Below are 14706 nucleotides of genomic sequence, written 5' to 3'. Positions count from 1 at the left end.
GCATTCAGGCTGCGAGCTTGGCGCGCTCGGCCAGTGCCTCGGCCGGGGGGGCGGCGCTGCGCACGCCCATCGCCGCGAGCGCCCGTCCGGCGGCGGCCACGACGGCCCGCATCACCGCACCGTCCATCCGACCGATGCAGCCGATGCGGAAGCTGTCGGCGACCGTGAGCTTGCCAGGGTAAATGATGAACCCGTCGGCCTTCATCAGTTCATAGAATCGGTTGAACTCGAATGACGGATCGGCAGGGTTGAAGAAGGTGACGATGATCGGCGAAAGCCAGCGGTCGGCGAGCAGCGTCTCGAAACCGAGCGCCCGCATGCCCTCGACCATCACATCGCGATTGTTGCGGTAGCGCGCCCCGCGAGCCAGAACGCCGCCCTCTGCCGCGTGCATGTCGAGGGCCTTCTGGAACGCGGCCAGGACATGCGTCGGCGGCGTATAACGCCACTGTCCGGTCTTCTGCAGATAGGCCCACTGGGCATGGAGGTCGAGGGCCAGCGAGTGGCTGTTTCCCTTGGCGGCCTCGAGCGCGCTCCTTTTCGCGATGACGAAACCGAAACCGGGCACGCCCTCTATGCACTTGTTGGCCGAAGAGACGATTGCCTCGCACGGGGTCCGACCGACGTCGAGCGGAATGGCGCCGAACGCCGACATGCTGTCGATCAACAGCTTGCGGCCGCGCGCCGCGACCACCTCGGCGATCTCCTCGATCGGGTTGAGAATGCCCGAGGAGGTCTCGCAATGGATGACGACGACGTGGCTGATGGCCTTGTCGCCGTCCAATGCGGCGGCGACCTCCTCGCCGCGCGGTGGAAGGTAGTCGCCCTTGTCGATCACGACATGGTCGCGTGCGAGGTAACGCAGGGTCTCGGCTGCCCGTTGCCCATAGGCGCCGTTCGCCAGGACCAGGACCTTGCCGTCCCGGGGTACGAGCGTGCCCAGCATCGCTTCGACCGAAAACGAGCCCGAGCCCTGCATCGGAACGCAGGCATAGTGCTCTCCCGTGTCGCCGGCCATGGCGAGGAGTCTGCGGCAGACATCGCCCGTCATGGCGCGGAAATCGCCGTCCCACGAGCCCCAGTCGCGCAGCATCGCCTCCTTCACCTCGATGGCCGTGGTGAGAGGGCCGGGGGTCAGCAGGTAGGGCTCGCCCATGCGGGGTTTGGGAAACGCACCGTCGTCGACCATGCCTCGATCTCCAGATGAAGCTTTTGTGACAGCCTTGGCACCGCGCGGCGCCGATGTAAATCGGCTCGGCGGTGGGTCACGAGGTCGAGAACAGGCGTTTCGACGTCCGTCAAGGCGACTCGGGCACGCGGCGGAGCCGAGCGGACGGCGGCAAGAAGTCGGTTCGAAGGAACGAGCGATGATCGGGGCCGTCAGCCACGGCCCTTCGCCTCGACGTGACGGGCGAAGTTGTCGAGGATGGCCTGCCAGCCATCGCGCTGTTGGTCGAGGGAAAAGGTCGCCTCGGCCTCGAAGGTGACGCGAACGCGCACGCCATCGGGTAGTTTGGCGAACTCCACCCGGGCCGAGCGGTCACCGAACGCGTACTCGATCAGTTCGTGCTCGACGATCCTGGTGTAGGTGCCCGCGAAATCGAAGCCGACGCTCCCGTCCTTGGCCTCCATGCGCGAGGAAAAGGCGCCTCCCTCGCGCAGGTCCACCGTTGCCGAAGTCGTGTGCCAATCGTCGGAGGCCGCGTTCCAGCGCTCGATGTCACGCGGATTGGTATAGGCGCGCCAGACCTCGGCGACGGGCGCCCGGACGGTCGTTTCCACCGTGATCCTGGCGGGTGCGCCCATGGTGCCAATCTCCCTTCGAGCGGATATCGCGGGTCGAGCCGCCTACTTGCGCGGTCCGACGAAGGCGAACATGGCGCCCTGTGGATCGAGCGCGTTGACCGCGAACTCACCGCCTGGGATTTCCATCGGTCCGTGCAGGATCTGGCCGCCGCCATGCCCGGTGCGCTCCACCGCCACATCGACATCGGCCACGCGGAAGTAGTAGGTCCAGAGTGAAATCGGCAACTCCTTCGGCTTGGTCATGACTCCGGCGAAGATGCCGGGCACATCGGCGCGGCGGAAGAATTCATAGGCGCCCATCGGGCCCATGGGCATCTCACCGTCCTTCTTCCAGCCGAAGCGATCCGCATAGAACGCCATTGCTGCCGGCTGATCGGACGTCGCCAGTTCGTTCCAGGCGCAATGGCCGAGGCGCGGCTTGTCATAGGCAAAGGCGTGGCTCTCTCCATCGCTCATCCCGCGCATGATGTAGAACGGGGCGCCTTGCGGGTCCGTCACCATCGCGATGCGGCCGACGCCGGCAATGTCCATCGCCGGCATCTGCAACGCGCCGCCCGCCTTGGCAATCGCCGCTGCGCTGGCATCGACATCGTCGACGGCGATATAGCCGAGCCAAAGGGGGCGCGCGCCGCCCGCCTTCATCTCCTCGTTGATCTGCATGAGCCCGCCGACATCGATTCCGCTCATGGCGAACAGCCGGTAGTCCATCGCCGGCTGGCCGGAATCCCGCGCCGACCAGCCGAATATGTCGCCATAGAAGGCTTGCGCCGCGTCCGCATCGGAGGTCAGCAGTTCGTACCAGATGAAGTCGCCATGCCGGTTTGCCATGTCCTTGTCTCCAATGCCTCAATCTGGGATTTCGGGCTCGACCAGCCGGGCCAGGCTCGAGAGCGACTGCTGCCAACCGAGATAGCAGGCCTCCGGCGGGATGGCGTCCGGCACCCCTTCCTGCACGATGCTGATTTCGGTGCCGACCGAGACCGCCGTCAGGTCGACGGTCACCAGCATCTCGCCGGGCAGGTTCGGATCGTCGAAGACGTCGGTGTACTGCAAGCGCGTGGCCGGCTTCAGCTCGCGGTAGGCGCCGCCGAAGTCATGGCTCTTGCCGCTCGTGAAATTCGTGAATGACATGCGAAACGTGCCGCCGACCTTGGCCTCGAGGTGATGGACCTTGGCGGTGAAGCCGTTCGGCGGCAGCCAGCGCGCCAATGCGTCGGGATCGAGGAAGGCCCGGTAGACCTTCTCGGGCTTTGCCGTCAGGACGCGGTGGAGGCGGATCGTGCCGGGCATGGCGTTTCGCTCCTCGAGCCTATTCCTTGGAAGCGACCTCGACGATCGGCGCAAAACCGCCGTAGATCAATCGCTTGCCGTCGAACGGCATGGGGTTCCTCGAGGGGTCCATCCGCGGGTCGCCCGTTCCGGGATTTTTCATCCACTCCATCATCGTCGCGAAGGCCGCATCGCGTGTCGCCTTGTCGGGCCATTCGATCCAGGAAAAGACGACCGTCTCGTCGTCCTTGGCCTGAACGGCGCGACGGAAATCGGTCAACTTGCCATCCTTGATGTCGTCGCCCCAGCATTCGATGACGCGCAGGGCGCCGAGATCGATGAAGACGCCGTCACCTTCGTTGGCGTGATCGATGAACTTCTGTTTGTTGGCGGTCGGGACCGCGATCACGAAGCCGTCGACATAGGTCATGATTTTGCTCCTTCATCCGGCTCCGACCGCGGCCTCGAGCGCCGCGATATCGATTTTCTTCATCGTCATCATGGCCTCGAAGGCGCGCTTGGCCTTGGCGCGGTCCGATCCTGTCGTCAGATCCATCAGCAATCTCGGCGTGATCTGCCACGAATGGCCCCAGCGGTCCTTGCACCAGCCGCACGCGTTCTCCGTACCGCCGTTGCCGACGATCGCGTTCCAATAACGGTCGGTTTCGCTCTGGCTTTCGGTCAGCACCATGAAGCTGACGGCTTCGTTCGGCGTGACGATCGGACCGCCGTTGAGGCCGATGAACTTGCGCCCGAGCAGAGTGAACTCGACGGTGAGTTCAATTCCTTGCTTGCCGCCGGGGAAATCACCGGGCGCGGTGTTCACCCGTTCGACTTTGCTGTCGGGAAATGTCGCGGCATAGAACTCCGCTGCCCTTTTCGCTTCGCCGTGGTCGAACCACAGGAAGGTGACGAGTTTTTCCCGTTGTGTCATCCCGATCTCCGTAGCTGACTTCGCGCAGCGAGCAGCACCTCGACGTGACCTTCGAGACGATCGCTCACATCCGCGGCGATTTCGCGACGGGTTGACGGGCTTGCCCCCGCAGCACTCCAAATACATACCGTTCGGTATGTTGCAACGTCAAGCTCGAAAAGAAATGCCGCCCGGCGTGGTGCCGGGCGGCCTGGCATTCCTGGAATCGGGCTCGAGCGACAGTGCGACTATTCGGCGACGGCGGCCTTCGGGCGAACGACCGCCATGTAGTCGTTGAGCAGAGTTTCGGTGATCGCGCCGGGCTTGTAGTGGAAGTCACCGATCTCGGAGACGGGTGTGATTTCGGCGGCGGTGCCGGTGATGAAGCACTCGCTGAAGCTGGCCAGTTCGGTCGGCGAGATGATGCGTTCTTCGAGAGTGTAGCCGCGCCTGCGGGCGAGATCGATCACGGTGCGCCGGGTGATGCCGTCGAGGAAGGCGTCGGGGCGGGGCGTGTGGATGGTGCCATCCTTGATGAAGAAGATGTTGGCGCCGGTGCATTCGGCGACGTTGCCGCGATAGTCGAGCATCAGGGCGTCGGCGTAGCCGCGGGCCTCGGCCTTGTGCTTTTCGAGGGTGCAGATCATGTAGAGCCCAGCCGCCTTGGCCTTGCAGGGGATGGTTGCCGGATCGGGCCGGCGGTAGTCGGCATGGCGCAACCGGATGCCCCTGAGGCGTTGGGCCGGGTCGAAATAGGAGCCCCAATCCCAAGCGGCGATGGCGACATGGACACCGGCGTTCTGCGCGGCGACACCCATCTGGCCGCTGCCGCGCCAGGCGATCGGGCGGATGTAGCAGTCGACGAGGCCATTGCGGCGGACCGCCTCGCGCGAGGCTTCATTGAGCGTGGCCGGCGAAAACGGGATCTCGAAGTCGAGCCAGCGGGCACTTTCATAGAGCCGTTCCGTGTGCTCCTCGAGCTTGAAAATCTCGCCACCATAGGCGCGCTCGCCCTCGAAGACGCTCGAAGCGTAATGCAGACCATGGCTCAGGACGTGCAGATTCGCCTCGCGCCAAGGTTTCCACTCGCCGTCGAACCAGATCCAACCATCGCGATCGTGATAGGGCGCACCGGCCATTGTCGTTCTCCCAACGGCCGCTCCGATTTGGCCGCAATTTCACGGTGTTGCTGTTTTCTGGGCGCGCCACGCAACAATGTTGCGCAAATGGCGGCATCCGCGACAGGTATCAACCGACCGATGATATGTCAACATGGTTGACCTAAATGCCGTTCGCGACCATGATCGCGGCGGCTGGTGAGGCTTGAGCGCCTATCGCAGGCGTCGGTCCGGGCCCGCACAGCCCAGGGCTCTTGCCGGGGACGGGCGATCGGCCAGCGAGGAACGAGGCGCAGATGGCTGCAAACGACCTCAGTGCGGAAACGCTGGTTGCCGCCAACCGGGGCCAGGGCGGGGCGGCGGGGCAGGCAGAGCCCGCCGAAGCCGTCAAGAACGGTGATGATCCGATCGTGCGCGTCATCGAGCAGCTCTTTTTCGCCTACCGCGATTTCATTTCCGATCCGGACGAGATGCTCGAGGCGCTCGGCTACGGGCGGGCGCATCACCGCGTGCTGCATTTCGTCAACTTCAGGCCGGGTCTCAGGGTCGCCGATCTGCTCGACATCCTGAAAATCACCAAGCAAAGTCTCGCCCGCGTGCTGAAGCAGTTGGTCGACGAAGGGTTGATCGAGCAGCGGGCCGGCGAGCAGGACCGCCGCGAGCGATTGTTGTTCGCAACCGAGCGCGGTGCGGCCTTGTTCGCCCAGCTCATAGCGCCGCAAATCCGCCGGGTCGGCGGGGCGCTGGATGGTCTCGATGCCGATGGCCGTTGCGCGGTCGAGCAATTCCTCGTCGGAATCAGCAAGGCTCGTCGGGTGCGCAACGAAGCTCGCCTCGGGGCGAGACATGAGGAGGTGGAGGGACGCGATGAATCGGATCTCCGCACTGGGTGACGGCATCAAGCCGCCATCGGACGATGCGCCGCACGTCCTCGTCGTCGATGACGACCAGCGCATCCGCAAACTGATCGGACGCTACCTGTTGGAGAACGGCTTTCGAGCAACGACCGCGCGCGACGTCGAGTCGGCCCGTTCGGCGATGGAAGGGCTCGCCTTCGACCTCGTCGTGCTCGACATCATGATGCCGGGGGTCGATGGGCTGGCGTTCGCGCGCGAATTGAGGTCCGGTCAATTCGCCGGCCTGCCGATCCTGATGCTGACGGCCCAGTCCGAGCCGGACGACCGCATCAAGGGGCTCGAGGCGGGCGTCGACGACTATCTGCCGAAACCGTTCGAGCCGCGCGAGCTGTTGCTGCGGATCAACAACATCCTGCGGCGACGTGCGACGACGAGCATCTCGAGCGACGAGGTGAGGATCGGACCGTTCGTCTTCCATGTCACGCGGGGCGAATTGCAGCGAGACGGGGAGACCATACGGCTCACGGAGCGCGAGCGGGATCTGCTGCGCCAGTTCGCCCAACAGGCCGGTCAGCCGATCCCGCGCCATGAACTCGTGACCGACGAGGGGATCGGCAACGAGCGGGCGATCGACGTCCAGATCAACCGATTGCGCCGCAAGATCGAGGTCGATCCGGCCAATCCCGTCTATCTGCAGACCGTGCGTGGAAAAGGCTATATCCTGCATACCGACTGATGGTTGCGATCCTCGACAGTGACGAGAGCCAAGGCGCGACGAGCGGCCTCGGCGGACGACTGCGCCGGTTCGGCCAGTCGCTGTGGTCGTTCCTGCCGAAGGGGCTCTATGCGCGTGCCCTCATCATCATCATCGCGCCGATGGTGTTGTTGCAGTCGGTCGTCGCTTTCATCTTCATGGAGCGGCACTGGGAGGCGATGACGCGCCGCTTGTCGGAGGCGACGGCGGGCAGCATCGCGGCCGTCATCGACATGTACCAGGACTACGGCGAACAGGACAATTACGCCGGCCTCATCGAGGTGGCGCGCCAGCGCATGGGGCTTTCCGTCCAGGTGTTGCCGAAGGGTGAACTGCCGCCCGAGCGGCCACGGCCCTATTTCGACCTCCTCGATCGCACGCTTTCGAACGAACTCGCACGCCACGTTTCGCGGCCTTACTGGATCGACACGGTCGGACGCTCGCGGCACGTCGAGATTCAAATCCGCCTCGAGGACGCGGTGCTGCGCTTCATCACGCATCGCAGCCAGACATATGCCTCCAACTCGCACATCTTCCTCATCTGGATGGTCGGCACGTCCCTCGTCCTCCTGACCGTCGCCATTCTTTTTCTGCACAACCAGATCAAGCCGGTGGTGCGCCTGGCGGAGGCGGCCGACGCCTTCGGCAAGGGGCGGCCGGTGCCGGAGGATTTCCGCGCCAGGGGTGCGCGCGAGGTGCGCCAGGCCGCGAGCGCGTTCATCGAAATGCGCGATCGGATCGAGCGCCACGTGGAGCAGCGCACCGCCATGCTCGCCGGCGTCAGCCACGACCTCCGGACCATCCTGACGCGATTCCGGCTGGAATTGGCGATGATCGACGGGAGGGTCGATACGGACGCGCTGAAGAGCGATGTCGAGGAGATGCAGGCGATGCTGGAGGACTACATGTCCTTCGCCAAGGGGAGCAGCGGGGAGGAGACGGCGCTGCACGATGTGCGCGCCCTGATCGCCGAAATCGAGCAGGAGGCCGCCCGCCTCTCGCGGCGCTTCGAGCTGAAAATGGCGCACGACGGCCCGATGGTCGTCTCGATCAAGCGACGGGCGCTGAAGCGTGCGATCACAAATCTCGTCACCAATGCCGTGCGCTATGCCAAGACGGTGCAAGTGAGCGTAGGACTCGACGGGCACTGGCTGCGCATCGAGGTCGACGACGACGGCCCCGGCATCGTCGCCGACAAACGCGAGGAGGTTTTCCGTCCCTTCTACCGCCTCGACACCGCCCGCAACCAGGACGTCGGCAACACCGGCCTCGGGCTCGCGATCTCTCGCGACATCGCGCGAACACACGGCGGTGACATCTGGCTGGAGGACAGTCCTCTCGGCGGTCTCAAGGCGATCATCCAGGTGCCGGTCTGAGTGGCGGGCGCGAGCGTGGAGGAGTGAAATTGCGCGAACCGGACGGCAACCGGTCGGGCGGCGCGGCACCGTTCGGCGAGGGCGTCATCGAGGCGCTGACCACGCGCCATGCGGGCCCGGGTCGTGTGCGCTGGATCGCAGTGCGGCCGGCCCGGCGCGCGCCGATGACGTTGCGCGAGTGCGTCGACGTCTTGCCCCAAGGCCTCGTCGGCGATCACCGGATGAGGGAGGGAAAAAGGGCGGTGACACTCGTGCAGTGGGAGCACCTTTGCGTCATCGCGAGCCTTCTCGGGCGGGCGGAAATCGGGCCGGAGCTGCTGCGCCGGAACATCGCGGTCGCGGGCATCAATCTGCTGGCGCTGCGCCATCGCGTGATCGAGATCGGCACGGCGAAGCTGCGTGTCACCGGTCCCTGCGCGCCATGCAGCCGGATGGAGGAGGCCCTCGGGTCCGGTGGGTACAATGCCGTGCGCGGCCACGGCGGGGTAACGGCCGAGGTGGTGTCGGCGGGGGTGATCACCATCGGGGATGCGGTCGCGCTCGCCGTTCCCTGAGCCACGATTCAGCGCAAGTGCCGCGCGGCGAGAAGTGCGGCGGCGCGTTCGCCAATCATCATGACGGCGCTGTTGATGTTCGTCGTCACCATGGTCGGGAACACACTCGCGTCCGCAACCGTGACATTGGCGAGACCACACACGCCGAGATCCGGGGCAACGACCGATCGGGGGTCCCGGGGATCGCCCATCCGGCAGGTTCCCGATGGATGATAAACGGTTTCGACGACGCGATCGATGTGGGCGTCCAGCTCGGCGTCGGTGGTGACGCCCGGGCCCGGGGCGACCTCCCTCGATGCTATGGCGCGGAAGGAGGGGGCCTCCATGATGCGGCGGGCAAAGCGCATCGCCGCGCGCAGGATGCGGCGGTCGTAGCCTTCGGGATCGGAAAGGTAGCAGAGGGAAATCCGCGGTGCATCGCCGATGCGCGGACCGGTGAGGCCAATGTAGCCCTCGCTGCGCGCCCGCGTGACGTTCGGTGACAATTTGACGCCGTTGACCAATCGGCCGAGGCGGGGGTCCTCCTCGTATTTTTCCCTGACGCGCAGACCGAAGTGGAAGAGAACGTCGGGGGCGGGGGCATCGGCATCGATGCGGATCAGCATCGTAGCCTCGAAGGGCGTGATCGACCATGCGGGCACCGGATGGGCGAGTTCGAACGTGACCGCCGCCGCCGGGTGGTCGAGGAGATGCGATCCGATGCCTGCGACATCGTGCAGCACCGGGATCGAGTGGGCCGCGAGCGCACCGGCCGGTCCGATGCCCGAGACCATCAGGAGCTGCGGCGTCTGAATGGCGCCTGCCGAGAGGACCAGTTCGCCGGCAACCGAGACCCCGCCGCGCGTCGTTTCGATGGCGGTGGCGCGGCGGTCCTCGAAAAGGATGCGCTCGACCAGGGTCTCGGTCCAGAGGATCAGATTGGCGGGCAGCAGGTCGATCGGGTGCAGGTAGGCGACCGAGGACGACTGGCGGATCGCGCCACGGGCATTGAGGGGAAATGCGCCGACGCCCTCCTCGATGCCGTCCCGAAAGTCCCGGGTCGGCAGTCCCAACTCGTTGCCGGCGGCAATGAATGCGCGCGAGACGGGCGAGAGCGGCGGGTGTCTCTCGACATGTACGCGCTCTTCGATGCGCGCAAAGAACGGGGCGACGTCGTTGGGTCCCCAGCCCCGTGCACCGGCCGCGACCCAGGCCTCGAAGTCGCTCGGCGGGGGGATGAGAAAGGCGCAATCGTTGTGGTTGCCGCAGCCGCCGAGAGCGCGGGCGCGGGCATAGGCGAGTTCGGCGGGACCACCTTCGTGCGGTGCAGCCCGAAAGCCCCAGTCGAGCTCCGGCCGTTGCTCGTCGAGCCGGCTGATGTCGGTCAGCGTCGGGTCGCCCTCGTCGGCCGGGCCCGCCTCGATCAGCAGGATGCGCCAGTCGGGCCTGGCATCGGCGAGACGACGCGCGATGATGCAGCCCGCCGAGCCGCCGCCAACGATGGCGACGTCGACTTCGAGGATGCTCTCGGGTTCGCCCGTCATGCGTCCGTTTCGGCGCTCATGGCGTGCGCGGCCTCGTGCGGAAAGAGCGATGCCAGACCTTGCTGCGTCGCGGCGCAGACGCCCCGCTCGGTGATGAGCCCGCTGACGAGCCGTGCCGGGGTGACGTCGAAGGCCGGATTGGCGGCCGGCGAGCCCGGTGCCGCGATCTCCCCCCGTGACAGCCCGCCGTCGGCGGTGCGGATCGTCATCGAGAGGACCTCCTCACCGTCCCGCTCCTCGATCGGGATGGAAAAGCCGTCGCGGATCGTCCAGTCGATGGTCGACGAGGGCAAGGCCACGTAGAAGGGCACGCCGTTGTCGTGGGCGGCGAGCGCCTTGAGATATGTGCCGATCTTGTTGGCTACATCGCCGGTCGCCGTCGTGCGGTCGGTGCCGACAATGCACATGTCGACCCGGCCGCGCTGCATCAGGTGGCCGCCAGCGTTGTCGACGACAATGGTGTGGGGGACGCCGTGCGCGCCGAGTTCGTAGGCGGTGATGGCGGCGCCTTGGTTTCGGGGGCGGGTCTCGTCGACCCAGACATGGACCGGAATGCCGAGGTCGTGGGCCTGATAAATGGGGGACGTCGCGGTGCCCCAGTCGACGCAGGCGAGCCAGCCCGCGTTGCAGTGCGTCAGGATCTCCACCGGTTTGCCGGCCTTGCGCTCGGCAAGGGCGCGGATGATGGGGAGCCCGTGTTCGCCGATCCGCCGGCAGGTCTCGACATCGTCGTCGCACAGCCGGGCTGCCCGCGTGTAGGCCGCCCGGGCGCGCTCGGCCGCGGGCAGCGGGGCGAGGGTCTCGAACATGCGATCGAGTGCCCAGCGGAGGTTGACGGCGGTCGGGCGCTGGGCGGCGAGATGCGCGATCGCGTCCTCGAGCGCGGCATCGCCCGGATCGCGGCGCATCGCGAGGGCGACGCCATACGCGGCGGTCGCCCCGATCAGCGGTGCGCCACGCACCTGCATCGACTTGATGGCGTGGGCCGCTTCCGCGCAGCTCTCCAGCCGGCGCGTCCGGAACCGGTGGGGCAGTTCGATCTGGTCGATGATGCCGACGCTCCAGCCGTCGTCCTCGACCCAGATGGTCCGCATGGGGCGTCCGTCGATACGCATCCCTCGGCCTCCAGAAGGGTTCAGTGCCAGATTGTGGGGCTCACTCCGGCGTCAGGTCGTGCGCGGGCCGCCCGTCGCCTCGAGTACCAGCGCGTTGAAGCTACAGGAGCCGCAGCGCAAGCGATACCAGATGCCGTGGGGCGGCTGTGGTGTGACCTCGACCTCGGCGCCCCCATCGCCGCAACGCGGGCAGGCGATCGTGTGGCGGCCCGGGCGGCCAGCGAGCGGGCGTAGAGCGTCGCGCTGTGCCCGCTCGCGTTCGGCATGACTGGCGGCATCGAACTGTTCCACGCCCATGGCCGGGTCCGTTCCTCGTCGTCGCACCCGGGCGCGGTTCAGTGGCCCTCGAACGCCATCAGCGCGTGGCAGGCGATGCCGCTCGCCTCGAGTCTGCCGCGGCCGCCGAGGTCGGGAAGGTCCACGACGAAGGCGGCGCCGACGATTTCAGCCGATACGTGGCGCAGCAATTTGACCGCGGCCCGCGCCGTCCCTCCGGTGGCGATGAGGTCGTCGATCAGCAGGACGCGCTCGCCAGGCGCGATTGCATCCTCGTGGATCTCGATGGCGTCGATGCCGTATTCGAGTTCGTAGTCCTGGCCGATCGCCTTACCCGGCAGCTTGCCCTTCTTGCGGATCGGCACGAAGCCGCAGCCGAGCCGGTCGGCGACCGCCCCTCCGAGGATGAAGCCGCGCGCCTCGATGCCGGCAACGAGCTGCACGCCCTTGTCGTGAAAGGGCGAGGCGAGTTCCGCGATGCACTGGCGAAATCCGGCCGCGTTCGAGAGCAGCGTCGTGACGTCGCGGAACATGATGCCGGGCTTGGGATAGTCCGGGATGGTGCGGACCAGTGACTTCAGATCGAGCACGGTGGTTACCCTCTTGGGCGCGATTGTCGTTCGGGCTTGCCTTGGGATCGCCGCGAGCGTGTGCCCTGATGTCGTCCGCTCGCGGTGGCATAAGTGCACCGGGGGTGCCGGGGGGTGATACCAGCAGCGTGCCGGGAGGCAAGCATGAATGATATGGCCCTTTCGCTGGATGGCGAGCGGCGTGCGGACGACCTGCCGCGATCGTTCCGTGTCGCCAAGGACGAGCAGCGGCGCGCAGCCGCCCGAGCAGCCCGGGAATCCGTCCTGGTCGGCATCGATGTGCCGTTCTGGCGGCTCGTCGGATTCTTCCTCAAATGTGCCCTGGCGGCGTTGCCCGCGCTGTTCCTGCTGGCGCTCATCGCCTTCGCTCTCGCCGAGGTCGCCGACCGGATGCTTCCGGATTGGCTGAAGATGCAACTCATGTTCTGACGCCCGGTCCGGTGTCGGAGCCGACCCGCGTCGGCGGGAAGAGTGCGGTCAGACGCGCTCGAGCGCGAGGCTGATGCCCTGGCCGACCCCGATGCACATGGTGCAGAGGGCGCGGCGCGCGCCACGGTCGCCAAGTTCCAACGCGGCCGTCAGGGCGAGACGGGCACCGGACATGCCCAGTGGATGCCCGAGCGCGATGGCGCCGCCGTTCGGGTTCACGTGCGCGGCGTCGTCCGGCAAGCCGAGCTGGCGCAGGACGGCGAGCGCCTGGGCGGCGAAGGCCTCGTTCAGTTCGATGACGTCGAAGTCGGCGATCCCGAGGCCGAGGCGGCGCGCGAGTTTTTCCGTCGCCGGAGCCGGCCCGATCCCCATGACGCGCGGCGGCACCCCGGCCGTCGCGGCGCCCACGATGCGGGCCAACGGGAGGAGCCCGAAGCGCTCGATTGCAGTCTCGGAGGCCACGAGCAGGGCGGCCGCGCCATCGTTGACGCCGGACGCGTTGCCGGCGGTCACCGTTCCACCCTTGCGGAAGGGCGTTGCGAGCCCCGCGAGCATCTCGAGGGTGGTGGCCCGCGGGTGCTCGTCCGTCGTCACGACGACCGGATCGCCCTTGCGACGCGGGATGACGACCGGGGCGATCTCGCGAGCGAGGCGACCGCGCGCGATCGCGTCGGCGGCGCGCTCCTGGGAACGGTGGGCGAATGCATCCTGGTCGGTGCGCGAGACGGCGAATTCGGCCGCGACATTCTCGGCCGTCTCCGGCATCGAGTCGGTCCCGTAGGCGGACTCCATGGCCGGGTTGACGAACCGCCAGCCGATGGTCGTGTCGTGGATGCGGGCATCGCGGGAGAAGGCCTCCGCCGCCTTGCCCATCACGAACGGTGCCCGGCTCATGCTCTCGACGCCACCGGCAACGACGAGGTCGGCCTCGCGCGACTTGATCTGGCGGGCCGCGATCGCGATGGCGTCGAGACCGGAGCCGCACAGGCGGTTGACCGTGGTCCCCGTCACCGACGCGGGCAGCCCCGCCAGGAGGGCCGCCATGCGCGCGACGTTGCGGTTGTCCTCGCCGGCCTGATTGGCGCAGCCGAGGACGATGTCGTCGATCGCGTCCGGCACGATGGCGGGATGGCGCGCGAGAAGCGAACGGATGACATGGGCCGCGAGATCGTCGGGACGGACGGCCGAGAGCGCACCGCCGTAGCGCCCGATCGGGGTGCGGATGCCATCGACGAGATAGGCCTCGGACATTGCGTCAGGCTCCTGTGGCGGGCCCCGGTTCGGCGGCCGGCGGTTCTCCACCGGGTGCCGTTGGGGCGGGCGCACCAGTGAAGTTCGGCTCGCGCTTTTCCACGAAGGCGCGGACGCCCTCGCGATAGTCCGGCTCGGAGCCGAGGCGCCCCTGGAGGTCGCGTTCGAGGGCGAGCTGCTCGGCGAGGGTGTTGGAATGGGCCGAGGCGACCGCCTCGCGGGTGGCGAGCAGGGCACGCGGGGCGCCGGCCGCCAGCTTTCGGGCGATGGCGAGCGCGTGCGTCATGAGTTCGTCGTCCGGCACGGCGCGCCAAATGAGGCCCATCGTGGCGGCTTCCTCGGCGGGCAGCGGTTCGGCGAGCATCGCGAGACCTCGCGCCCGGGCGCCGCCGATCAGCCGCGTCAAAAGCCAAGTGCCACCGCAGTCCGGCATCAGGCCGACCTTGGCGAAGGACTGTATGAAGTGCGCCGAGCGAGCCGCGATGGTGATGTCGCCGTGGAGCGCGAGCGAGGCGCCCGCCCCCGCCGCGATGCCGTTCACGGCGATGACGAGCGGCTTTGGCAGGTTGCGCAGGCGCATGACGAGGGGCGTATAGCGGGCCTCGATCGAGTGGGCGAGGTCGGGCGGGGGCGCGCCCTCGCTGACGAGGCGCTCTGAAAGGTCCTGGCCGGTCGAAAAGGCGCGGCCGGCGCCGGTGAGGACGACGGCCCGACATGTCGGATCGCCTGCCACCCGGTCGAGGGCAGCGGTGAGCTGGCGGTGGAGGTCCACGTTCAGTGCGTTGAGCCGCTCCGGACGGTTGAGCGTCAGGACGGCGACCGGCCCGTCACGGGCCTCGAGGAGCATCTCGGACATGCGAGCTTTCCTTCCGGCT

The 14706-nt window shown here is 67.1% G+C and carries 18 protein-coding genes; 5 read left to right on the top strand and 13 right to left on the bottom strand.

Going from position 1 to position 14706, the window contains the following annotated elements; genetic code table 11:
* Positions 1-4: 4 nt before the first annotated feature.
* The 7 genes from GC150_07100 to GC150_07070 all read right to left on the bottom strand — a co-directional run bounded on the left by GC150_07100 (position 5) and on the right by GC150_07070 (position 5127).
* Positions 5-1156, bottom strand: a complete 1152-nt coding sequence (locus GC150_07100) for a 2-aminoethylphosphonate--pyruvate transaminase (protein MBI1384661.1) — start codon at positions 1154-1156, stop codon at positions 5-7.
* A gap of 224 nt (positions 1157-1380) precedes the next feature.
* Positions 1381-1806, bottom strand: a complete 426-nt coding sequence (locus GC150_07095) for a polyketide cyclase (GenBank protein MBI1384660.1) — start codon at positions 1804-1806, stop codon at positions 1381-1383.
* A gap of 42 nt (positions 1807-1848) precedes the next feature.
* Complete coding sequence (locus tag GC150_07090; GenBank protein MBI1384659.1) at positions 1849-2634, bottom strand: VOC family protein; 786 nt, start codon at positions 2632-2634, stop codon at positions 1849-1851.
* Positions 2635-2652: 18 nt separating this feature from the next.
* Complete coding sequence (locus tag GC150_07085; GenBank protein MBI1384658.1) at positions 2653-3096, bottom strand: hypothetical protein; 444 nt, start codon at positions 3094-3096, stop codon at positions 2653-2655.
* 19 nt (positions 3097-3115) lie between these two features.
* Positions 3116-3505 (bottom strand): DUF1428 family protein, encoded by a 390-nt coding sequence (locus tag GC150_07080; protein ID MBI1384657.1) that lies wholly within the window; start codon positions 3503-3505, stop codon positions 3116-3118.
* A gap of 12 nt (positions 3506-3517) precedes the next feature.
* Complete coding sequence (locus tag GC150_07075; GenBank protein ID MBI1384656.1) at positions 3518-4009, bottom strand: VOC family protein; 492 nt, start codon at positions 4007-4009, stop codon at positions 3518-3520.
* Positions 4010-4236: 227 nt separating this feature from the next.
* Positions 4237-5127 carry a branched-chain amino acid aminotransferase gene (locus GC150_07070; protein MBI1384655.1) on the bottom strand — a complete coding sequence of 297 codons (891 nt, stop codon included), beginning with the start codon at positions 5125-5127 and terminating at the stop codon, positions 4237-4239.
* Positions 5128-5402: 275 nt separating this feature from the next.
* Here GC150_07070 and GC150_07065 point away from each other — a divergent pair, with 275 nt between their 5' ends.
* From GC150_07065 to GC150_07050, 4 genes are all read left to right on the top strand, one after another.
* Positions 5403-5999, top strand: coding sequence for a MarR family transcriptional regulator (locus GC150_07065; GenBank protein MBI1384654.1), 597 nt, complete (start codon positions 5403-5405; stop codon positions 5997-5999).
* Positions 5974-6699 (top strand): response regulator, encoded by a 726-nt coding sequence (locus GC150_07060; GenBank protein ID MBI1384653.1) that lies wholly within the window; start codon positions 5974-5976, stop codon positions 6697-6699. Before GC150_07065 ends, GC150_07060 begins: the two co-directional genes overlap by 26 nt.
* Positions 6699-8093 carry a HAMP domain-containing protein gene (locus GC150_07055; protein ID MBI1384652.1) on the top strand — a complete coding sequence of 465 codons (1395 nt, stop codon included), beginning with the start codon at positions 6699-6701 and terminating at the stop codon, positions 8091-8093. The genes GC150_07060 and GC150_07055 overlap by 1 nt, the downstream gene beginning before the upstream one ends.
* A 95-nt stretch (positions 8094-8188) precedes the next feature.
* Positions 8189-8647, top strand: a complete 459-nt coding sequence (locus GC150_07050) for a hypothetical protein (protein MBI1384651.1) — start codon at positions 8189-8191, stop codon at positions 8645-8647.
* Between the two features lie 8 nt (positions 8648-8655).
* Here the strand turns inward: GC150_07050 and GC150_07045 are convergent, their stop codons facing one another.
* The 4 genes from GC150_07045 to GC150_07030 are packed head-to-tail and all read right to left on the bottom strand — an operon-like array spanning position 8656 to position 12151.
* The gene (locus GC150_07045; GenBank protein ID MBI1384650.1) at positions 8656-10170 is read right to left on the bottom strand and encodes a choline oxidase; all 1515 of its coding nucleotides are present in this window, start codon (positions 10168-10170) and stop codon (positions 8656-8658) included.
* A complete protein-coding gene (gene mtnA / locus GC150_07040) occupies positions 10167-11285 on the bottom strand; it encodes an S-methyl-5-thioribose-1-phosphate isomerase (GenBank protein ID MBI1384649.1) in 1119 nt (372 codons plus the stop codon). Before mtnA ends, GC150_07045 begins: the two co-directional genes overlap by 4 nt.
* Before the next feature lie 51 nt (positions 11286-11336).
* A complete protein-coding gene (locus tag GC150_07035; GenBank protein MBI1384648.1) occupies positions 11337-11582 on the bottom strand; it encodes a hypothetical protein in 246 nt (81 codons plus the stop codon).
* Positions 11583-11620: 38 nt separating this feature from the next.
* Positions 11621-12151 carry an adenine phosphoribosyltransferase gene (locus tag GC150_07030; protein MBI1384647.1) on the bottom strand — a complete coding sequence of 177 codons (531 nt, stop codon included), beginning with the start codon at positions 12149-12151 and terminating at the stop codon, positions 11621-11623.
* Between the two features lie 144 nt (positions 12152-12295).
* Here GC150_07030 and GC150_07025 point away from each other — a divergent pair, with 144 nt between their 5' ends.
* The gene (locus tag GC150_07025; protein MBI1384646.1) at positions 12296-12580 is read left to right on the top strand and encodes a hypothetical protein; all 285 of its coding nucleotides are present in this window, start codon (positions 12296-12298) and stop codon (positions 12578-12580) included.
* A gap of 48 nt (positions 12581-12628) precedes the next feature.
* On the opposite strand, the gene pcaF is transcribed toward GC150_07025, so the two are convergent.
* Both pcaF and GC150_07015 read right to left on the bottom strand, forming a co-directional pair.
* Complete coding sequence (gene pcaF / locus GC150_07020) at positions 12629-13831, bottom strand: 3-oxoadipyl-CoA thiolase (protein ID MBI1384645.1); 1203 nt, start codon at positions 13829-13831, stop codon at positions 12629-12631.
* A 4-nt stretch (positions 13832-13835) separates the two neighbouring features.
* Positions 13836-14687, bottom strand: a complete 852-nt coding sequence (locus tag GC150_07015; protein ID MBI1384644.1) for a 2-(1,2-epoxy-1,2-dihydrophenyl)acetyl-CoA isomerase — start codon at positions 14685-14687, stop codon at positions 13836-13838.
* Positions 14688-14706 lie beyond the last annotated feature (19 nt).

It is taken from the genome of Hyphomicrobiales bacterium (assembly GCA_016125495.1).
GTDB lineage: Bacteria > Pseudomonadota > Alphaproteobacteria > Rhizobiales > RI-29 > RI-29.
Note: the sequence above shows the minus strand (reverse complement) of the source record. Positions and strands in the feature narration are given on the sequence as shown.